General features: G+C 70.0%; 20 protein-coding genes and 1 pseudogene. 14 read left to right on the top strand and 7 right to left on the bottom strand.

From position 1 onward, the window contains the following. The first annotated feature begins 44 nt into the window (after positions 1 to 44). The 4 genes from C8P69_RS08200 to C8P69_RS08185 all read left to right on the top strand — a co-directional run bounded on the left by C8P69_RS08200 (position 45) and on the right by C8P69_RS08185 (position 5,717). Positions 45 to 383 (top strand): P-II family nitrogen regulator, encoded by a 339-nt coding sequence (locus tag C8P69_RS08200; RefSeq protein WP_108175947.1) that lies wholly within the window; start codon positions 45 to 47, stop codon positions 381 to 383. A gap of 47 nt (positions 384 to 430) precedes the next feature. Continuing rightward, positions 431 to 1,930, top strand: coding sequence for an ammonium transporter (locus C8P69_RS08195; protein ID WP_425440754.1), 1,500 nt, complete (start codon positions 431 to 433; stop codon positions 1,928 to 1,930). Positions 1,931 to 2,167: 237 nt separating this feature from the next. Beyond that, entirely contained in the window at positions 2,168 to 4,852 is a 2,685-nt protein-coding gene (locus tag C8P69_RS08190) for a DNA translocase FtsK (protein ID WP_108175943.1), read from the top strand. A gap of 127 nt (positions 4,853 to 4,979) precedes the next feature. Beyond that, positions 4,980 to 5,717, top strand: coding sequence for a LolA family protein (locus C8P69_RS08185; RefSeq protein ID WP_245901934.1), 738 nt, complete (start codon positions 4,980 to 4,982; stop codon positions 5,715 to 5,717). A gap of 255 nt (positions 5,718 to 5,972) precedes the next feature. Here C8P69_RS08185 and C8P69_RS08180 read toward each other — a convergent pair whose 3' ends face one another. After that, positions 5,973 to 6,956, bottom strand: coding sequence for a cell division protein FtsX (locus C8P69_RS08180; RefSeq protein ID WP_245901933.1), 984 nt, complete (start codon positions 6,954 to 6,956; stop codon positions 5,973 to 5,975). Beyond that, positions 6,950 to 7,636 (bottom strand): cell division ATP-binding protein FtsE, encoded by a 687-nt coding sequence (gene ftsE / locus C8P69_RS08175; protein ID WP_170118172.1) that lies wholly within the window; start codon positions 7,634 to 7,636, stop codon positions 6,950 to 6,952. Before ftsE ends, C8P69_RS08180 begins: the two co-directional genes overlap by 7 nt. Positions 7,637 to 7,763: 127 nt before the next feature. Between ftsE and C8P69_RS24555 the strand changes: the two are divergent. From C8P69_RS24555 to C8P69_RS08160, 4 genes and pseudogenes are all read left to right on the top strand, one after another. Next, positions 7,764 to 7,862: pseudogene (locus tag C8P69_RS24555) on the top strand (MJ0042-type zinc finger domain-containing protein); the annotation flags it as partial. Between the two features lie 42 nt (positions 7,863 to 7,904). After that, positions 7,905 to 8,699: an FxLYD domain-containing protein gene (locus tag C8P69_RS08170; protein WP_245901932.1), complete on the top strand. Its 795-nt coding sequence runs from the start codon at positions 7,905 to 7,907 to the stop codon at positions 8,697 to 8,699. A gap of 105 nt (positions 8,700 to 8,804) precedes the next feature. Continuing rightward, positions 8,805 to 9,335, top strand: a complete 531-nt coding sequence (hpt, locus tag C8P69_RS08165) for a hypoxanthine phosphoribosyltransferase (protein WP_108175937.1) — start codon at positions 8,805 to 8,807, stop codon at positions 9,333 to 9,335. Positions 9,336 to 9,337: 2 nt separating this feature from the next. After that, a complete protein-coding gene (locus C8P69_RS08160) occupies positions 9,338 to 9,721 on the top strand; it encodes a response regulator (RefSeq protein WP_108175935.1) in 384 nt (127 codons plus the stop codon). 61 nt (positions 9,722 to 9,782) lie between these two features. Here C8P69_RS08160 and ppa read toward each other — a convergent pair whose 3' ends face one another. The 4 genes from ppa to rpmB form a co-directional block, all read right to left on the bottom strand. Further along, positions 9,783 to 10,322 (bottom strand): inorganic diphosphatase, encoded by a 540-nt coding sequence (gene ppa, locus C8P69_RS08155; RefSeq protein WP_108175933.1) that lies wholly within the window; start codon positions 10,320 to 10,322, stop codon positions 9,783 to 9,785. 122 nt (positions 10,323 to 10,444) lie between these two features. Continuing rightward, positions 10,445 to 10,954 carry a GNAT family N-acetyltransferase gene (locus tag C8P69_RS08150; RefSeq protein ID WP_108175931.1) on the bottom strand — a complete coding sequence of 170 codons (510 nt, stop codon included), beginning with the start codon at positions 10,952 to 10,954 and terminating at the stop codon, positions 10,445 to 10,447. A 174-nt stretch (positions 10,955 to 11,128) separates the two neighbouring features. Continuing rightward, positions 11,129 to 12,118, bottom strand: coding sequence for a TIM44-like domain-containing protein (locus tag C8P69_RS08145; protein WP_108175930.1), 990 nt, complete (start codon positions 12,116 to 12,118; stop codon positions 11,129 to 11,131). A 157-nt stretch (positions 12,119 to 12,275) separates the two neighbouring features. After that, positions 12,276 to 12,566: a 50S ribosomal protein L28 gene (gene rpmB / locus C8P69_RS08140; RefSeq protein ID WP_108175928.1), complete on the bottom strand. Its 291-nt coding sequence runs from the start codon at positions 12,564 to 12,566 to the stop codon at positions 12,276 to 12,278. 153 nt (positions 12,567 to 12,719) lie between these two features. On the opposite strand from rpmB, the gene atzD reads away from it, so the two are divergent. After that, positions 12,720 to 13,811, top strand: a complete 1,092-nt coding sequence (gene atzD, locus C8P69_RS08135; RefSeq protein ID WP_108175926.1) for a cyanuric acid amidohydrolase — start codon at positions 12,720 to 12,722, stop codon at positions 13,809 to 13,811. Here atzD and C8P69_RS08130 read toward each other — a convergent pair whose 3' ends face one another. Next, positions 13,812 to 14,624: a hypothetical protein gene (locus tag C8P69_RS08130; protein ID WP_245901931.1), complete on the bottom strand. Its 813-nt coding sequence runs from the start codon at positions 14,622 to 14,624 to the stop codon at positions 13,812 to 13,814. Positions 14,625 to 14,821: 197 nt separating this feature from the next. Between C8P69_RS08130 and C8P69_RS08125 the strand changes: the two genes are divergently transcribed. Genes C8P69_RS08125 through C8P69_RS08105 form a run of 5 tightly spaced genes read left to right on the top strand, consistent with a single transcriptional unit; the run spans position 14,822 to position 19,383 of the window. Then, positions 14,822 to 15,226 (top strand): cupin domain-containing protein, encoded by a 405-nt coding sequence (locus C8P69_RS08125; RefSeq protein ID WP_108175924.1) that lies wholly within the window; start codon positions 14,822 to 14,824, stop codon positions 15,224 to 15,226. Between the two features lie 18 nt (positions 15,227 to 15,244). Then, positions 15,245 to 16,210, top strand: coding sequence for a Bug family tripartite tricarboxylate transporter substrate binding protein (locus C8P69_RS08120; RefSeq protein ID WP_425440751.1), 966 nt, complete (start codon positions 15,245 to 15,247; stop codon positions 16,208 to 16,210). 5 nt (positions 16,211 to 16,215) lie between these two features. Beyond that, complete coding sequence (locus C8P69_RS08115) at positions 16,216 to 17,382, top strand: acyl-CoA dehydrogenase family protein (protein ID WP_108175920.1); 1,167 nt, start codon at positions 16,216 to 16,218, stop codon at positions 17,380 to 17,382. A 28-nt stretch (positions 17,383 to 17,410) separates the two neighbouring features. Continuing rightward, positions 17,411 to 18,406, top strand: a complete 996-nt coding sequence (locus C8P69_RS08110) for a thiamine pyrophosphate-dependent dehydrogenase E1 component subunit alpha (protein ID WP_108175918.1) — start codon at positions 17,411 to 17,413, stop codon at positions 18,404 to 18,406. Beyond that, complete coding sequence (locus tag C8P69_RS08105) at positions 18,403 to 19,383, top strand: alpha-ketoacid dehydrogenase subunit beta (RefSeq protein ID WP_108175916.1); 981 nt, start codon at positions 18,403 to 18,405, stop codon at positions 19,381 to 19,383. Before C8P69_RS08110 ends, C8P69_RS08105 begins: the two co-directional genes overlap by 4 nt. The last annotated feature ends 286 nt before the right edge of the window (positions 19,384 to 19,669 follow it).

Here is a 19,669-nt window from a genome sequence, read left to right as displayed (position 1 = left end):
CACCCGGCTTTGGCCAAGGGGGAAGCCAATGCGGGGATGACGACATGAAGATCGTAATGGCGATCATCAAGCCATTCAAACTGGAGGAGGTCCGCGATGCCCTCACGGGGATCGGGGTCCATGGCCTCACCGTCACCGAGGTGAAGGGATACGGGCGCCAGAAGGGCCATACCGAGATCTATCGCGGCGCCGAATATGCCGTCAGCTTCCTGCCCAAGCTGAAGATCGAGGTCGCGGTCGCAGGTCCGGACGTCGACAAGGTCGTGGCCGCCATCGCCGGCGCCGCCAAGACCGGCCAGATCGGTGACGGCAAGATCTTCGTCACCTCGATCGAGCACGCCGTGCGCATCCGCACCGGCGAAACCGACGTCGACGCGTTGTGACGCGCTCCTCCCCGACCACAGACATTCCTCTGGAGACTTTCCACATGATGAGATCGAGCCTTTCCAGGTGGGGTTTGGGCGCTCTCGCGCTCGCGGGCCTCGCTGCGGCGGTCATCGACCCCGCTCTCGCCCAGGCGCCCGCCGCGGCCGCCCCCGCCGCCCCGAAGCCGAATGCCGGTGACACGGCCTTCGTGCTCATCTCGGCCTATCTCGTGCTGCTGATGACCATTCCGGGCCTCGCCCTGTTCTATGGCGGCCTCGTGCGCACCAAGAACATGCTGTCGGTGCTGACCCAGGTCTTCGTGATCGTGGCCGTCGTGTCGATCATCTACGTGATCTACGGCTACTCGCTGTCCTTCACCTCGGGCGGTGGCCTCAACGCCTTCATCGGCGGCTTCTCCAAGGCCTTCCTGATGAATGTCGACCCGACCAAGACGGCCGCGACCTTCTCCAACGGCGTCGTCATTCCGGAATATGCCTACATCATCTTCCAGATGACCTTCGCCTGCATCACGCCCGCCCTCATCGTCGGCGCCTTCGCCGAGCGCGTGAAGTTCTCGGCGCTGCTGCTCTTCGTCGTCCTCTGGGTCACCTTCATCTACTTCCCGATGGCCCACATGGTCTGGTACTGGGCCGGCCCCGACGCCATCGCTGACGCCGCCAAGGCCGTTGCCGCTGCCGGCACCGACGCTGCCGCCAAGGCTGCCGCCGAGGCCAAGCTCGCCGAAGCCAAGGCGGATGCCGGCCTGCTCTTCCAGTGGGGCGCGCTCGACTTCGCCGGCGGCACGGTCGTCCACATCAATGCCGGCATCGCCGGCCTGGTGGGCTGCCTCGTCATCGGCAAGCGCATCGGCTACGGCAAGGAGCTGATGCCTCCCCACTCGCTGGTCATGACGCTGATCGGCGCCGCGCTCCTCTGGGTGGGCTGGTTCGGCTTCAATGCCGGCTCCAACCTCGAGGCCAACGGCACCGCCGCGCTCGCTGCCATCAACACCTTCGTGGCTACCGGCGCCGCGACGCTCGCCTGGCTCTTCGTCGAATGGGCCGCCAAGGGCAAGCCGTCGCTGCTTGGCGCGGCCTCGGGTGCGGTGGCCGGCCTCGTCGCCGTCACGCCTGCCGCCGGCTTCGCCGGTCCGATGGGCGCCATCATCCTCGGCCTCGTGTCGGGTGGCGTCTGCTTCATCTTCTGCTCGACGGTGAAGAACGCCTTTGGCTACGACGACACGCTGGACGTCTTCGGCATCCACTGCATCGGCGGCATCATCGGTGCTCTCGGCACGGGTATCGTGGTCAACGTCGCCCTCGGCGGCGCCGGCATCCCGGACTACGAGACCAAGCCGGGCGAGCTGGTGGCTGGCACCTACGAGCTGATCCCGGCGCTCTGGGCGCAGGCCAAGGCGGTGCTCTTCACCCTCGCCTTCTCCGGCATCGGCTCCTTCATCCTGTTCAAGATCGTCGACGTGGTCGTCGGTCTCCGGGTGACCGCCGACCGCGAGCGCGAGGGCCTCGACCTCGCCGAGCATGGCGAGCGCGCCTACAATCTCTGATCCGGCCTTCCTCCCAAGGCCATCCTGGCCCCCGGCACACCGTGCCGGGGGTCTTTTCTTTTTGGGCACAGGAGGTCCGGGCGGACGACCGGCCTCGCCACGGGTCTCGCCAGCTGCCGATGGTTAATCGGCCGTCAACCGTTGCCTCGCTAGGGTGAGCGACCGAACCGGACGGTCCGCCGGCGGCGCTGTCTTCCCGCGCCGCCGCGGTCCTCCCTCGCATGGGATTGGACGACGATGGCAGTGGCGCGCCGGCACACCGGACCTTCGCTGGTCCCCGATGGACTGGGTGGCGCCATGCGGCGGCAGCTGCGCCGTCTCGCCGGCCTCGGCATCCTCGCCGGCGTCGTCATCGCCGCGGTCGCGATGCTGACCTGGACGGCGGGCGATCCCTCGCTCAGCCACGCCACCAATGCCCCGGTGAAGAACTGGATCGGCAAGCCCGGCGCCATCCTTGCCGACCTCCTCATGCAGCTCTTCGGCCTTGCCGCCGTCGCCCTCCTCACGGTGTCCGCCGTCTGGGGCTGGCTGATGCTGCGCGCCCGTCCGTTCGACCGCGAGGGCCTGCGCGTGCCGCTCGGCATCGGCGCGGCGATGATGGTGGCGGTTGCTGCTTCGCTTGCCCCCGCGCCGGCCGGCTGGCCGCTGCCGACCGGCATCGGCGGCGTCATCGGCGATGGCGGCGTGACCGTCATCTCGGCCCTTGCCGGCCGGCTCACCGGCCTGTCGCGCATCATCGCGCTGCTGGTCGTCGCCACGATCGGCCTGTTCCTCTTTGCCGCGGCCATCGGCTGGATCTTCCGCCCCGAGCCGGAGACGCTCGAGGAAGAGCTCGACCGCGTCGCGCCCAAGGCCCGGCGCCCGGCCGATGACGACCGCGAGCCCGGCCTCGTCGGCGGCATGGTCTCCAACGTCGCGGGCGCCGTGACCCACGGCATGCTGTCGGCGCGGGCGCGGGTCGCCCGCATGGTGGCCGAGGCCCCCGCCGCGGCGCGCGCGGCCGCTGGCCGGCCGGCCGAGGCCCAGGCCCGCCCCGCCGGGCCCGGCCTCACCTCCCGCGCCAAGGCCTTCTTCCAGGAGCCTGACGACGACGGCCTGCCCGCCGCCCGGCCGACCTCCGGCGTGCGCCGCGAGCCCGTGCTCGAGGAGCCGGCCGCCGAGCGCCAGCCGCGCACCTTCCACGCGCCGCCGACGCGGCCGCGAAGCGATGAGCCGCGCGAGGTCCCGGCGCCGCGCATGGCGCCCGCCCATGAGCCCGAGGACGAGGCGCCGCTGCCCTCGCAGGCCGCGCCCCGCACCGCGACCGCCGGCCCGCGCATCCATGCCCCGCCGCCGGGTCCGCGCACCATGCCGATCCAGCAGGCCCTGCCCCTGCCGCCGCCGGACGGCGTGGACGACACCTACGAGCTGCCGCCGCTGGACCTTCTCGCCGAGCCGAAGCCCTCGGAGCGCGACCCGTCCATGTCGATGGAGGCGCTGCAGGACAATGCGGCGACGCTGGCCTCCACGCTCGACGATTTCGGCGTGCGCGGCGAGATCATCAATGTCCGCCCCGGCCCGGTGGTGACGCTCTACGAGCTGGAGCCCGCGCCGGGAACGCGCTCCAACCGCGTCATCGGCCTCGCTGACGACATCGCCCGCTCCATGTCGGCCATCTCGGCCCGCGTCGCCCTCGTCGCGGGGCGCAACGCCATCGGCATCGAGCTGCCCAACGCCAAGCGCGAGAACGTGCTGCTGCGCGAGATGCTGGCGAGCCAGGACTTCATCACCGCCAAGGAAAAGCTGCCGATCGCGCTCGGCAAGACGATCGGCGGCGATCCGGTCATCGCGGACCTTGCCAAGATGCCCCACCTGCTGGTGGCCGGCACCACCGGCTCGGGCAAGTCGGTCGCCATCAACACCATGATCCTGTCGCTGCTCTACCGGCTCCGCCCGGACCAGTGCCGGCTCATCATGGTCGATCCGAAGATGCTGGAACTGTCGATCTATGACGGCATTCCGCACCTCCTCACCCCCGTCGTCACCGACCCGAAGAAGGCGGTCGTCGCCCTCAAATGGGCGGTGCGCGAGATGGAGGAGCGCTACAAGAAGATGTCGAAGCTCGGCGTGCGCAACATCGACGGGTTCAATGCCCGCATGGCGCAGGCCAAGGCCAAGGGCGAGGTGCTCACCCGCACCGTCCAGACCGGCTTCGACCGCGAGACCGGCGAGGCCATCTACGAGCAGGAGGAAATGGGCCTCGAGCCGATCCCCTACATCGTCGTCATCGTCGACGAGATGGCGGACCTGATGATGGTCGCCGGCAAGGAGATCGAGGGCGCCATCCAGCGCCTCGCGCAGATGGCGCGCGCCGCCGGCATCCACCTGATCATGGCGACGCAGCGCCCCTCGGTCGACGTCATCACCGGCACGATCAAGGCGAACTTCCCCACCCGCATCTCCTTCCAGGTCACCTCGAAGATCGACAGCCGCACCATTCTCGGCGAGCAGGGCGCCGAGCAGCTGCTCGGCCGCGGCGACATGCTCTACATGGCGGGCGGCGGCCGCATCAGCCGCGTCCACGGTCCCTTCGTCTCGGACGAGGAGGTCGAGCGCATCGTCAACCACCTGAAGATGCAGGGCGCGCCCGACTATCTCGACGCCGTCACCACCGATGACGATGAGGGCATGGAGGGCGATGGCGACGACGGCGCCGTCTTCGACAAGGGCGCCTTCGGCGAGGAGCCGGCCGACCTCTACGACAAGGCGGTGCAGGTCGTGCTCCGCGACAAGAAGGCCTCCACCTCCTATATCCAGCGGCGCCTGCAGATCGGCTATAACCGCGCTGCCTCGCTCATCGAGCGGATGGAGCGGGAGGGCCTCGTCGGACCCGCCAACCATGCGGGCAAGCGCGAGATCCTGGTACCGGAGGCGGCGGATTGACGGGCCTGCCGCCTCGAAATCGCCCCAACGCCTCCCTATCTCCCCTCACGCCATGACCCCGATGACCCTGACGCCGCGAGCCGCCTCCCCGACCGCCGAGACCGGATCCGTCAGCCGTCGGAGCCTCATGCTGGGCCTCGCCGGCCTCGTCGCCGCCGGGCCCGCCTTCGGGCAGGGCGCGCCGATGCAGCTGAGCCCGGCGCCCGGCGCCGCCCCGCCCCGGGGCGCGCCCACCGCCCCGGCCCAGGCCGCGCCGGCCGCTGCGGCCCCTCCGGCTCTCTCCCCGCCGATCCGCCGCGCCGCGCCGCGTGCCGCCCGCGGGGTCGACGCGGACTCCCGCGACATCGCCCAGCAGGTGAACGCCTATTTCAACGGCATCCGCTACCTGCAGGGCGACTTCGTCCAGGTCGGGCCAGACGGCCGCCGCACCACCGGCAAGCTCTATCTCGACAAGCCCGGCAAGATCCGCTTCCAGTACGATGCGCCGAGCCCGGTCGAGGTGGTCGCCGATGGCCAGTCGGTCGCCGTCCGAGATCGCCGCCTGAACACGCAGGACATCTATCCGCTGTCGCAGACGCCGCTGCGCTTCCTGCTCTCCGAGCGCATCGACATCCTGCGCGACGCCAACGTGACCTCGGTCACCCGCGATCCCGACTATGTCATCGTCATGCTGGAGGAGCGCCAGGCGCTCGGCGGCACCAACCGCCTGATGGTGCTGTTCAACGCCTCCGACCTGACGCTGCGCCAATGGACCGTCTATGATGCGCAGGGCTACGAGACCTCGGTGGCGCTGCACAATCTCGATCCGCGCGTGCGGCCGGACCAGCGGCTCTTCCGCATCAACTACCAGCGCCTGCTGGAGTGACGGTGGCGGCTCGCGAGAGCCGGTAGCATCTGGGCGGCCGTTCCGCTGCAGTGCTCAAGTGCGTCCTTCGAGGCTCGCTGGCGCTCGCACCTCAGGATGAGGACCGTGTGTGCTCTGCATCACGACCTTCCGCCGGGCGACAGCGGGGCCAATCACCACCCTCCTCATCCTGAGGTGCGAGACCCGGCGATGCGTTAGCATCGTCCGGAGGCGAGCCTCGAAGGACGCACTCCCGTTCTGCAGGGCGCCCGGCCCCTAGTCGATCGCCGCCAGCGTCCGCATCACCGTGAGGCGGCAGGTCACCGCGGCAACCCCGGTCACCAGCAGTACCAGAACGACAATCCCCGCATAGCCGGTCGATCCGAGCGCGAAGGAGCCGAACAGCGCCTCGATCTGGTCGCCGCCCGCCGTCGCGCGCCAGCGCGCCGCGATGAGGCCCGAGGCCATGATGGCGCCGAGCGCAGCGAGCCCGCCGGCCACAGCCCCCTTCAGCGCCAGCCAGAGGAAATGGCGCTGGAACTCGCCGGCGATGAAGGCATCGCGGGCGCCGACGAAATGCAGCACCTCGACCACCGGCCGGTTGGTTTCCACCGCCGCCCGGGTCGCGAAGACCACCGACAGGCCGGTGGCGGCGATCATCAGGGCGACGATGACGAGGCCGACGACGATCACCGCGCGGGCCATGGCGCGCAGCCGGTCGAACCATTGCCGATGGTCGTCGAGGCTGGCGGTCGGCACCTCCGCCAGCGCCCGCCGGAAGGCCTCCATGTCGGTGCGCCGGTCGTCGGCGAGCTTCACCACGATGAGGCGGGGGATCGGCAGGTCCTCGGCGCCGAGGCCGGTGCCGAGCCAGGGCTCGAGCATCCGCCGCGTCTCCTCCGCCGTGTAGGGCGCGACATCGGCGACCCCGGGAAAGCGCACGGCGATCTCGGTGGCGCGGGTCACGTCGGCATTGACGTCGCGGCCCGCTACCGGGCGCACCTGGATCGTCGCTTCGCGGACGATGGAGGAGGTCCAGTCGGCAGCCGCCGTGCGGACGAGATCGACGCCCCCGACGGTGAGCGAGCCGAGGAAGGTCATGATGGCGATGATGACCATCAGCGCCCGGCCGGCGATGGAGGAGGGCGGCACCAGCGAGGCGCCGCGCCCCGGGCGGGCATCCGCCTGTCCTGCGCCGTTGCGGCCCTGCGCCGCCACCCAGTGCTGCAGCGAGGCGCTGCGCCGCGTTCCCGTCACCATCCGCCGTCCTCGCCGCCATGAGGGTCGGTGACGGTGAGGCCACCGTCGCGGATGAAGAGGTGGCGCGCCTCCACCTGGTCGAGCAGGGAGAGGTCGTGGGTGGCGATGAGCACGGCGGTGCCGGTGCGGTTCAGTTCGACGAAGAGGCGCAGCAGCCGCTTGGCCAGCGGCGGGTCGACATTGCCGGTCGGCTCGTCGGCGAGCAGCATCTCCGGTCGCACGATGACGGCGCGGGCGATGGCGGCGCGCTGCTTCTCGCCGCCGGAGAGGATCGGCGGATAGGCGTCGATGCGCTCGCCGAGCCCGACCCATTCCAAGAGGTCGACGACCTCGGAGCGATAGCTCGCCTCCTCCTTGCCGAGGACGCGCAAGGGCAGCGCGACATTCTCGTAGGTCGTCAGGTGGTCGAGCAGGCGGAAGTCCTGGAAGACGATGCCGATGCGCCGGCGCAGCACCGAGAGCTCGTCCTTGGTGAGGTGCGAGGTGTCGTGGTCGAAGACGGTGAGGGTGCCGCGCGTCGGCCGCAGCGACAGGAAGAGCAGCTTCAAGAGGCTCGTCTTGCCCGCGCCCGAGGGACCGGTGAGGAACTGGAAGGAATGCGGCTCGATGCCGAAGGTGAGATCCCTCAGCACCTCGGGCCCGAGCCCGTAACGCAGACCGACATTCTCGAAGCGGACCAAGCCGTGGCTCTCCCGGGGGTGGCGATTCGCCGCCGGGATCATGCCACGAAGGGGCGCTTAACGGCCAATTAACCACGCTCGCCGATGGTGGAGGTGAGGGACATAGGTCCCGAGGCTTTGCGTCACCATGCTGATCGTCTGCCCGTCCTGCGCGACGGCCTTCCGGGTCACGAGGACCGTCCTGGGCGATGCCGGGCGGCAGGTCCGCTGTGCCCAGTGCCGGACGGTCTGGCTGGCGACGCCCGAAAGCGCGCTCGAGGATGACGCCATGGCATCGACGGGGGCGGCGAGCGCCTCCGCCGGCCGCGCCGCGCCTCCTCCCCCGCCGCCGCCTGCACCCGCCGATGACGATGCCGACTGGGGCGCTGCCTTTGCCGAAGAGGCGCAGGCCAAACCCGGTGCGGCCGATGCGGCGAGGCCGAAGGACGACGATATCGGCTTCGATCCGCCGGTGCCGGCCGCCGAGGCGCCTTCCATCCAGCCCTCGGCCGATGTTCCGCCGATGCCGCAGCGCATCGCCGATCCCGACGATGCGCCGGCGCCGCGCCCCGCCCGGGCGAAGGCCGACGAGCCGCCGAAGCGGCGCTTCCGCAAGCCTTCCCTGCCGCGTCCGAGCGGCCGCTTCCGCATGTCGCCTTCGGTGGTCATTCTGCTTCTGGGATCGGCCCTGCTCGCCACCTTCCTGCTCGGGCGCGAGCAGGTGGTGCGCACCGTCCCGGATTCGGCCAGCGTCTATGAGCGCATCGGCCTGCCGGTGAACCTGCGCGGCGTCGAGTTCCGCGATGTGAAGGGTGCGAACGAGGTGGTGGACGGCGTGGTGGTGCTCGTCGTCGAGGGCCAGCTCGTCAACATCACCAGCCGCGGCGCCGACCTGCCGCGCCTGCGCCTCGCCGTGCGGGATGCCGGCGGCAAGGAGATCTACACCTGGACGGCGACGCCGCCCGCCGCCCGGCTCGAAGCCGGCCAGTCCGTGCCGTTCCGCTCGCGGCTCGCCTCGCCGCCGCCCGACGGGGCGAGCGTCGAGGTGCGCTTCTTTACCCGGATGGATGCCGGCGGCCGATAAGCCGCATGGCTCTGTCCGCCCCCGCAGGTGACGGCGGTTGCACGCCGCGATACATCTTTCCCCCAACGATCCCGCCGCGCGGGAGCCCGCCGGAGCCCTCATCCGATGAACCGTGACAATATCCGCGTCCTCTTCTCGGCGGAGGCCATCGCCGAGCGCAACACGGCGCTGGTGAAGGAGATCGCCGACGCCAAGCCCGAGCGGCTGCTGGTCGTCGCCGTGCTCAAGGGCAGCTTCGTCTTCGCCGCCGACCTCATCCGCGCCATGGACGCCGCCGGCATGGCGCCGGAGGTCGAGTTCATGTCGCTGTCCTCCTATCTCGAAGGCACGGTGTCGACGGGGCAGGTCCGCGTCGTCCACGACATCGAGAGCCCGGTGGAGGGGCGCGACGTCCTGCTGGTCGACGACATCCTGGAGAGCGGCCGCACGCTCACCTATGCCAAGGACCTGCTGATGGCGCGCGGCGCCCGCTCGGTGAAGACCTGCGTGCTCCTCGAAAAGCCCGGCAAGCGCGCCATCCATCTGGAGCCCGACCATGTCGGCTTCACCTGCCCGGATGTCTTCGTCGTCGGCTATGGCATGGACGTCGCCCATGCCTGGCGGCAGCTGCCCTTCGTCGGCGTGATCGAGGACTGATCGTGGCGACAGTTCTGATCGCCGAGGACGACGAGCCGGTGCGGGCCTTCGTCCGCCGGGCGCTGGAAATCGACGGGCATGTCGTCACCGAGGCGCGCGACGGCGCCGAGGCGCTGGAAATCCTCGAGGAGCGCAAGGGCGCCTTCGACCTGCTGCTCACCGACATCCGCATGCCGCTGATGGACGGGATCGCGCTGGCGCTGGCGGCGGCGCCGCAATTCCCCGATCTCGTGATCCTGCTGATGACCGGCTATGCCGACCAGCGCGAGCGCGCCCATGGCCTCGAAGCGCTGGTGCATGACGTGGTCACCAAGCCCTTCACCCTCGCCGACATCCGCGCCAAGGTGACCGAGGCGCTGGCCGCAGGGCCGAAGCGGCCGGGCTGAGGCGGGACGCAAAAAGGGCGGCCTGAGCCGCCCTTGAATGCTCGATCGGGGAGGGGAGGGCTCAGCCCTTCTTCGACGCCTTGTGGCGCTCGATGGCCTCCTGGATGAGGCGCTTGGCCTCGGCCGCATCGCCCCAGCCGACGACCTTCACCCACTTGTTGGACTCAAGGTCCTTGTAGTGGGAGAAGAAGTGCTCGATCTGCTTGAGGGTGATCTCCGGCAGGTCCTTGATGTCGTGGACGTTCTCGTAGCGCCGGGTGAGCTTCGGCACGGGAACCGCGACGATCTTCTCGTCACCGCCGGCCTCGTCCTCCATCTTCAGCACGCCGACCGGGCGGCACGCGACAACCGCGCCGGGGATGATGCCGCGCTGGTTGGCGATGAGCACGTCGCAGGGATCGCCGTCCTCGGAGAGCGTGTGCGGAATGAAGCCGTAGTTCCCGGGATAGCGCATCGAGGTGTAGAGGAAGCGGTCGACCACCAGGGTGCCGGCTTCCTTGTCCATCTCGTACTTGATGGGCTCGCCGCCGACCGGCACCTCGACGATGACGTTGACCTCGTCAGGCGGGTTCTTGCCGATCGAAATGGCATCGATACGCATGGTGTTCGTCTCCGGAACAGGGTGCGTCTCGTTAGCCGCAACAGCACCCCGCCTGCAAGTACCGCAGTGCGGAATCCGCCTTCGACTTCAGGCGATTCTGCGCAGTAGGGAGACAGGCTGCGTCAGGCGGTCCAGCCGAAGGCGGTCTTGTCGAGCGCGCGGTCGCCGAAGGTCTCGGAGGAGCGCGCGACAGGCTTGCCGCCGAGGCCGCGATAGAAGCGCATGGCGGCATCGTTGTCGCTGAGCGCCCAGACGACGAGGCTGTCGAGGCCATGGGCCTCGAGGTCCTTGCGGGCGGAGGCGAAGAGGCGCTGGCCGAGGCCGAGGCCGATGAATTTCGGGCGCAGGTAGAGCTCGTAGATCTCGCCCTCGTAGGTGAGGGCCTTGGCGCGGTTCCGGCCGTAATTGGCATAGCCGGCGATCTCGTCGCCGAAGCCGAGCAGGGCGATGCGGTTGCCCTTGCGGATGGCGGCATCCCACCAGCCCGGTCCGCGGCGGGAGATGAGCTTCTCGAGCTCGGCGCCGGGGATCAGGCCACGGTAGGCCGCGCGCCAGGCCTCGTCGTGGACTTCCGCCACGATCGGAGCATCGGACTGGCGCGCCAGGCGCACTTCTGTCGTAACCGTCTTCATCGTTCGAAGATGGAACCACGAGACCGTGTGCGCCGCAACGGTTTCGTTAAGGTTTCGTCAACAGGTATGGACAAAGGGTTAATATCAACAGCCCGCCCGGGGGACAGGCCTGCGCGCCAACGAAAAGCCCCGGCCGGGGGCCGGGGCTTCGCCGTCAGGGACGGTGGTTCGGGATCAGGCCTGCTGGATGGCCGAGAGCTGCCAGACGCCGCCATGCGGGCGACGGAAGGTCCACAGCTCGACGGCCTCGCCGCCCTGCTGGTTGCCCTCGACGACGCGGCCCGAGCTGCGCTCGACCATGACGTCGGTGCGCGAGAAGCGCATGGCGACGGTGGCGTAGTCCGCATCCTGCTCGCGCCAGGCCTCCGACAGGTCCCCCTGCAGCAGCTTGACGTTGGAAATGCGGTTGACGAGGCCGCGGCGGCCGTTCTCGGCGATGTCCTCGGCGAAGTAGCCGGCCATCTCCGGGGTCGCCATGGCGCGCAGGGCGTTCAGGTCCTCGCGCGAATAGGCCTCGTTCACATGGCCGAGCAGGCGCTCGAACGTGTCGTAGTCCTGCGGCTGCACGCCGATCGTGTCGGTCGGTCCGGCGGGGGCGGCGACGGAACCGCCGGCCATGCCGGGGATCGGGCCGGGGGCGCCCATCGGGCCGTTGGCGGGGCCGCCCATCGGGCCGCCCATGCCAGCGCGGGCCATGGCGGGCTCACCCTGCTGCGGGGTCTCGCGGCGGCCGCGGATGAGGCGGACGACGAGGTAGATCACGCCGGCGATGAGGGCGATCTGGAACAGCAGGCCGAGCATGCCCATCATCGAGCCGAGGCCACCCATGAAGCCCTGGCCGGAGAGCAGGCCGAAGAGACCCGCACCGAGGAAGCCGGCGGCGAGGCCCATGCCCAGGCCGCCCCAGCGCGAGCCCTGCTGGGCGGGCGGGGTCATGCCAGGGCGCTGCGCCATGCCGGGCTGCTGCATGCCGGGACCCGGCTGCGTGCGCTGCATGGTGTTCGGCGCGGTGTTGGTGGCGGCGGGCGCGGAATCGGTGCGGCTGCCGCGGCTGCCGCCGGAACGCGGCGCAGCTTCGGCGGCGACGGCGCCGAGCATGACGGCCACGCCGGCAATGGCGAGGGCGCGGATGAGCTTCCGGGACCGGAAGAAGGATTTCGACATGGTTTCCCCACGGGTGGCGCGGCCTTTTGACGACCGCTTCTGCCAGAGTACGCGGGATATGGGGGGCCTGTCGCCGTGAGACAATGCCGCAGCGAAAACGGCAAAACCGGCGTCGGTCACCCGACGCCGGTTCACCAAACCTTAGGGCCTTGGCCGATCAGGCGGCTTCGGCGCGCTTCTTGGCGATGGCCGACTTGATCTGGCGCGCCTTGGGCGACAGGTCCTCGGCACGGGCCTTCAGCAGGAAAGCGTCGAGGCCGCCATTGTGGTCGACCGAGCGCAGGGCGTGGGTCGACACGCGCAGCGAGACAGTCTGACCGAGGACCTCGGACGAGAAGGAGATGTTCTGCAGGTTCGGCAGGAAGCGGTGCTTCGTCTTGATGTTCGAGTGGCTGACGCGATGGCCAACCAGAACACCCTTGCCGGTGAGTTCACAACGACGCGACATCGGTCGGATCCCAGAGGTAAAGTGCGACGGCGAGAGCCGGCCGCTGGACAGCTTGGTCCTGTTCGGAGACGCGACGGGATAGTGACAGGACCCCCGCCTGTCAAGCAAAACCCTAAGGGCCGCCTGACATCTGACCCCCGGAGCCATTACGCCATGCCGATCGCCCGCGTCCATCGCATCATCGCCCAGGGTCCCGACGACGCGTCGGGCCTGCAGGCGGCCATCGCATCCGGGACGATCGACCCTGCCGGCATCCTCGCCATTTTCGGCAAGACCGAGGGCAATGGCTGCGTCAACGACTTCACCCGCGGCTACGCCACCCAGTCGCTGACCCTGGCGCTCGCCCGCCATATCGGCGAAGAGCGCGCCAAGGCGGTCTGCTACGTCATGTCCGGCGGCACGGAGGGCGCGATGACGCCGCACTGGACCGTCTTCGAGCGGGTGGACGGCGATGGCGAGCCAGGTCCTGCGCTGGCCATCGGCCGCGTCCATACCGCCGCGCTCGCCGCCGAGGATCTCGGCCGGATGGGGCAGGTGCGGCAGGTCGCGGCGGGGGTGCGGCAGGCCATGGCCGAGGCGGGGCTCAGCGATCCCGCCGATGTTCACTTCGTCCAGATCAAGTGCCCGCTGCTCACCGCCCAGCGCATCGGCGAGGCAGAGGCGCGCGGCGCGACGGTCGCCGTGCGCGACACCCTGAAGTCGATGGGCCTGTCGCGCGGGGCCTCCTCGCTCGGTGTCGCGGTGGCGCTGGGCGAGATTGCCGAGGAAGACCTGACCGGCGCGCTGATCGGCCGGGACCTCGGGCTCTGGTCGGGCCGCGCCAGCGCCTCGGCGGGCGTCGAACTGCTCAACCACGAGATCGTCGTGCTCGGCATGTCGAAGGGCTGGTCAGGTCCGCTCGCCATCGACCATGCGGTGATGGCCGATGCCATCGACGTGGAGCCGGTGCGTGCGGCGCTGGACCGGCTGGGACTGGGTGCGCCGGGCCAGCTTGGACAGGCGGCGCGGGACCGCCTCGTGGCGTTGCTCGCCAAGGCGGAGGCTTCGCCCGACGGCGAGGTGCGCGGTGCGCGGCATACGATGCTGGACGATTCCGACATTTCCTCCACGCGCCATGCCCGCGCCTTCGTGGCGGGGGCGCTCGCCGGCGTTGTCGGCCGCACGGACATCTATGTCTCGGGCGGCGCCGAGCACCAGGGTCCGCCGGGTGGCGGGCCGGTGGCCGTCATCGCGCGCAAGGCCTGATCAGGTCGCGGAGGCCACCATGGCCGCGACGAAATCGCGGGTGGACTGGCCGATCATGCCGCCGCGGCGGGCGGCTTCCGGGTTGAGGGCGGAGATGAAGCCGTCCTCCCAGACCGACAGGCCGTCGCCGATGCGGGCGGAGAAGGCGGACACGGTGGCGCCGGCAATGCCGCGGTCCTGCAGGGCGGGAAGACGCGACAGGCCGGCATCGTCGAGCCCGCGGTCGGCATCGACATAGATGCCGGCGAGCACCTGTGCCTTGACGGCGGTCTCGGGGCGGCCGCCGAGCAGCCCGCCATGGGAGGCTGTGACGACGACATGGCCGGCATCCTCCGGCCCGATGAGACCGTTGGAATCGAGCACGAAGACGCGAACCGTCCCCGAACCCGCCTCGGCGATCTCGTGGCGGGCCTCGGCCAGCGGCTCCGGTTCGGGCGAGGGCGTGAGGTCGGCGCGAGCGAGGAGGTCGAGGGCTGCCGCGCAGGCCATGCCGGGGCGCAGGCCGACGCTCGCCGCCGCCGCGTTGACGAAGGACAGCACGCCGCGCGCCGGCATGTCGGCGCCCCAGCCGATGCGGGCGGAGGTATGGGCGACGGTCGCCGCCGGTACGCCGAGCCCGTCGAGGAATTCGAGCCCGGAGATGCCCGCCTGTTCCCGGCCGATGCCGGCATCGTTGAGGATCAGCGCCGAGACGCCCTTCCGCGCGCCGTACCAGGCGGCGTAGACGGCGCCATGGGAGGCGCAGACGGCGATGCGGCCGCGTGCCTCCGCCGTCAGGTGGGTCACGCTGTCGAGGACGAGTGGCGCTGTCATGATGGGGCCGTCGGAACGAGGGACCGGCACTGTCGCCATCCTGCACCCCTCCCGCAACCGCGCCAGCCGGGCCTTTCGGCGGGGGCCAGTCATGCCGGCCCTTCGCTTGACACCTTGGCCCTCGTCCTCACACTCGCGGCCAACGACCCGCTGCGGCGGGCATCAGCCGGCGACAGACCGGCGACGGGAGGCATACCATGACGGCTTCGGCCGGGCGCGCCGCGCGCCGCTACCACGTCCGCGAAGAGGACGTTCCGGGCTACCACCCCGCCAACCATACCGGCACGCTGAACCGCCGGCTCATCAGCCGCGAGACGGTCGGCGCCGAGAGCGTCGAGATGCTGATCGGCACGATCGAGCGCGGCAATGGCGCGCTGCCCCATGCCCATCCCGGCATCGACCAGATCTGCTACCTCCTCGCCGGCACGGCCGAGGCCGAGGTCGACGGCCAGCGCTTCACCATGCAGCCCGGCGATTCCTGCTTCTTCCCCGCCGGCATGGAGCATGTCTTCACGGTGACGAGCGAGACGCCGGTGCGCGTCCTCGTCATCTACACCCCGCCTTACGAAGAAAACCCGGAACGGGTCATCCGCCGCCGCTGATTGGCTGGCCGAGGGAGGATGAGCATGATCGACCGCCGCGCGCTTCTCGCCGGGGCTGCCGCCATGGCTGCGGCGACGCCCGCCCGTGCCGCTTACCCGGAGCGGCCCGTCACGATGATCGTGCCCTTCGCCGCGGGCAGCGGCACCGACACCGTGGCGCGCATCGTTGCCCAGCAGCTCGGCACCCGGCTCGGCGGCTCCGTGGTCGTTGAGAACCGCGCGGGGGCCAACGGCTCGGTGGCGGCGACCTTCGTGGCGCGCTCCGAGCCCGACGGCCATACGCTGTTCATGACGACGAACACGTCGCATTCGGCCAATCCGAGCCTTTTGAAGTCCATCCCCTACGACCCGGTCGCCGATTTCACGCCGGTGGCGCGGATGGGCAACCTGCCCTTCCTCCTGGTGATCGATCCGCGCATCCCCGCGAAGTCGGTCGCCGAGCTCGTCGCCCACGCCAAGGCCAATCCCGGCAAGCTGACCTATGCCAGCGGCAATTCCACCGGCATCGTCGCGGGGGCGACCTTCGCGCGGCGGGCGGGGATCGAGGTGCTGCACGTGCCCTATCGTTCCACCCCGCCGGCGGTGACGGACATCATCGGCGGGCGCATCTCCATGATGTTCGTCGACATCACCTCCTCGCTGACCCAGGTGAATGCCGGCGCTCTCCGCGCCCTGGCGGTGACGACGGCGGAGCGCTCCAAGCTCCTGCCGGACCTGCCCTCCATGCAGGAGGCCGGCATCGCCGATTTCGACATTACCTCGTGGAACGGCGTCTTCGGGCCAGCCAAAATGCCCGCGGAGGTGGTGCAGCGGCTCAACCGCGAGATCTCCGTGATCGCCACCGATCCGGAGCTCGTCAAGAAGTTCGCCGAGATCGGTTTCGACGCCTTCGCCCAGACGCCGGCCCAGCTCGACGCCTTCGTTCGCGCCCAGCTCGTCACCTGGGCACGGATGATCAAGGACGCCGGCATCGAGCCGCAGTGAGCACCATGGATTTTGCGCTCTCAGCCGACCAGCAGGCCCTGCGCGAGGCGGTGATCCGCCTCTGCAGCCGCTTCGGCGATGATTACTGGCTGGAGCGCGACACCAAGGGCGGCTTCCCCAACGATTTTCATGCCGCCTTCGCCGAGGCCGGCTTCCTCGGCATCGCCATGCCGGAGGCCCATGGCGGCTCGGGCCTCGGCATCACCGAAGCCGCGATCATGATGGAGGCTATCGCCGCCTCGGGCGCCGGCATGTCCGGGGCCTCGGCCATCCACCTCAACATTTTCGGGCTCCATCCCGTGGTGGTGAAGGGTACGGAGGAGCAGCAGGCGCGCATGCTGCCGCCGCTCATCCAGGGCCGGGAGAAGGCCTGTTTCGGCGTCACCGAGCCCGATGCCGGCCTGGACACGCTGAAGCTCAAGACGCGGGCGGAGCGGCAGGGCGACGTTTATGTGGTGACAGGGCAGAAGATCTGGACCTCGACCGCGCAGGTCGCCGACAAGATCCTGCTGCTGGCGCGCACCACGCCGCTCTCCGAGGTGAAGCGGCGCACCGACGGGCTGTCGCTGTTCTATACGACCCTCGACCGCGCCCATGTCGAGGTGCGCGAGATCGCCAAGATGGGCCGCAAGGCGGTCGACTCGAACCAGGTCTTCTTCGACCGCCTGCCCGTTCCCGCCGCCGACCTGATCGGCGAGGAGGGCAAGGGCTTCGACATCATCCTGCATGGGCTGAACCCGGAGCGCATCCTCATCGCCGCGGAAGCCATCGGCCTCGGCCGCGCCGCGCTGAAGCGCGCCAGCGCCTATGCCAGAGAGCGCCGCGTCTTCGACCGGCCGATCGGCCAGAACCAGGGCATCCAGCATCCGCTCGCCGAGCGCTGGATGGAGCTGGAGGCGGCCGAGCTGATGATGCTCAAGGCCGCGACCCTCTACGACCGGGGCGAGCCCTGCGGCCCCCATGCCAATGCCGCCAAATATCTCGCCGCAGAGGCCGGCTACCGCGCCTGTGAAACCGCCGTGATGACGCTTGGCGGCATGGGCTATGCCCGCGAATTCCATGTCGAGCGCTACCTGCGCGAGGCCTGGATCCCCCGTCTCGCGCCCGTCTCGGCGCAGCTCATCCTCTCCTTCATCGCCGAGAAGGTCCTCGACCTTCCGAAATCCTACTGACGCGCCACCCCAGCCCGGACGACAGCCGATGCAGAGCACGCACAATATCCAGCGCCTGCTGGATCTCTTCGGCACCATGTGCCGCATCCGCGCCTTCGAGACCGCGGCGCTCAACGCCCACAAGGAGGGCGTGGTGCCGGGGCCGCTCCATGTCTCCATCGGCCAGGAGGGGGTGGCGACCGGCGTCTGCCTCAACCTCGTCGCCGAGGACCGCATCACCTCGAACCACCGCGGCCATGGCCATGCCATCGCCAAGGGCGCGGGCGTCCAGGGCATGATGCGCGAGCTCTTCGGGCGCGAGGGCGGCCATTGCCGCGGCAAGGGCGGCTCCATGCACATTGCCGACTTCTCGGTGGGGATGCTGGGCGCGAACGGCGTCGTCTCCGGCGGCATTCCCATCGCGGTGGGCGCGGCGCAGGGCCTCAAGATGATGCGCTCGAGCGCCATCGCCGTCTGTTTCTTCGGCGACGGCGCCATCAACCGCGGGCCCTTCCTCGAAGGGCTGAACTGGGCGGCGCTCTACCAGCTGCCCGTGCTCTTCATCTGCGAGGACAACGGCGTCTCGGCCTTTACCGCCACGGACACGGTGACGGCGGGGCCGGGCGTCATGGCCCGTGCCGAATCCCTCGGCGTTCCGGGGGTGAGCGTCGACGGCAATGACGTCATGGCGGTGGACGAGGCGGCGGCCCGGCTCGTCGCCGAGGTGCGCGCCGGCAAGGGGCCCAGGCTCCTCCATGCCCGCACCTTCCGCATCACCGGCCATACCTCGACGGATGCCGCCGCCTGGCGCGATCCGGCGAGCGTGGAGGAGGCGAAGACGCGCGATCCCATCGACCGGCTGGCGCGAGTCCTTGCCGAGCGCGGCATCGCCGCGGCGGATCTCGATGCGGTGCGGCTTGCGGCCTTCGAGGAGATGCAGGCGGCGGTGGCGGATGCCAAGGCGGCGCCCTGGCCGGCCGAGGCCATCGCCTATGAGGATGTTCAGGACGTCGGCGCGGTGCGCTTCACGGGAGCTTCGGCATGAGCGGGCAGTCGGTCACCCTGGTCGAGGCCGTCCGCCTCGCCGCCCTGCAGGAGATGCGCCGCGACCCCAGGGTCTGGGTGCTCGGCGAGGATGTCGCCCGCGGAGGCCTCTATGGCCAGTACAAGGATTTCCTCCCCGAGTTCGGGCCGGAGCGCGTCGTCTCAACGCCGATCTCGGAGTCCGTCATCATGGGCGCCGGGCTCGGCGCGGCGCTGGTCGGCACGCGGCCGATCATCGAGATGCGCATCTTCGACTTCGTCATGTGCGCCATGGACGAGCTGGTGAACCAGATCGCCAAGATCCGCTACATGTTCGGCGGGCAGGCGAAGCCCTCGGTGGTGGTGCGCATGCCGCATGGCATCTGGCGCAACTCGGCTGCCCAGCACAGCCAGATGCTGGAGGCCTGGTTCGTCCACCTGCCCGGCGTCATCGTGGTGACGCCCTCGACCCCGGCCGATGCGGCATGCCTCCTCGTCAGCGCCATCCGCTCCGACGATCCGGTCCTCTTCTTCGATCCGAAGAACCTCTTCCCGCTCACCGGCGAGGTGGCCCCGGTCATCGAGCCGATCCCCTTCGGAAAGGCGCGGACCGTGCGCGAGGGGCGCGACCTCACACTCGTCTCCTGGTCGGCGATCCTGCCGGCTGTGGAACAGGCCGCGGCAACGCTCGCCGCGGAAGGCATCGCAGCCGAGGTCATCGACCTGCGCACGCTCTGGCCGTGGGACGAGGAGGCCGTCTGCGCCTCGGTCGAGAAAACGGGGCGGCTGCTGGTGGTGCAGGAGGCGGTGACCGCCGCGGGCTTCGGCGGCGAGGTGGTCTCGACGGTCATCGAGCGGCTTGGACCGGCGCGGGTGAAGGCCGCCCGCCGGCTCGGCGCGCCGCGCATTCCCGTGCCCTTCTCGCCGCCGCTCGAGGATGCGGTGAAGGTCACGCCGGCCAAGATCGTGGCAGCGGCGAAGGCGGTCATGGCGGGGTGATCCCGCCCCGCCCTTCCGCTTAGGGGAATTACGTATCAGCCCTTATTGTTCGCGTCATGGGCGGATGGGACAGTCCATGACGCGGCCGCGGGGCGATCGGCACGCGAGTGAGGGCAGGAACCATGCGCATCCGAGGTCTTCTGGCGGCCGCGGGGCCGTTTGTCGTCGCCACCGTGCTGGGTCTTGTGCCCTTCGGCGTTGCCCGTGCGCAGACGGCCGAACCCGAACTCATCGATCTCGCCCAGGCGCCGCCCCCGCCGCAGCGCCGCCCCGAGGCCGCGCCGGC

This window comes from Phreatobacter oligotrophus (assembly GCF_003046185.1).
In the GTDB taxonomy this organism is placed as follows: domain Bacteria; phylum Pseudomonadota; class Alphaproteobacteria; order Rhizobiales; family Phreatobacteraceae; genus Phreatobacter; species Phreatobacter oligotrophus.
Note: the sequence above shows the minus strand (reverse complement) of the source record. Positions and strands in the feature narration are given on the sequence as shown.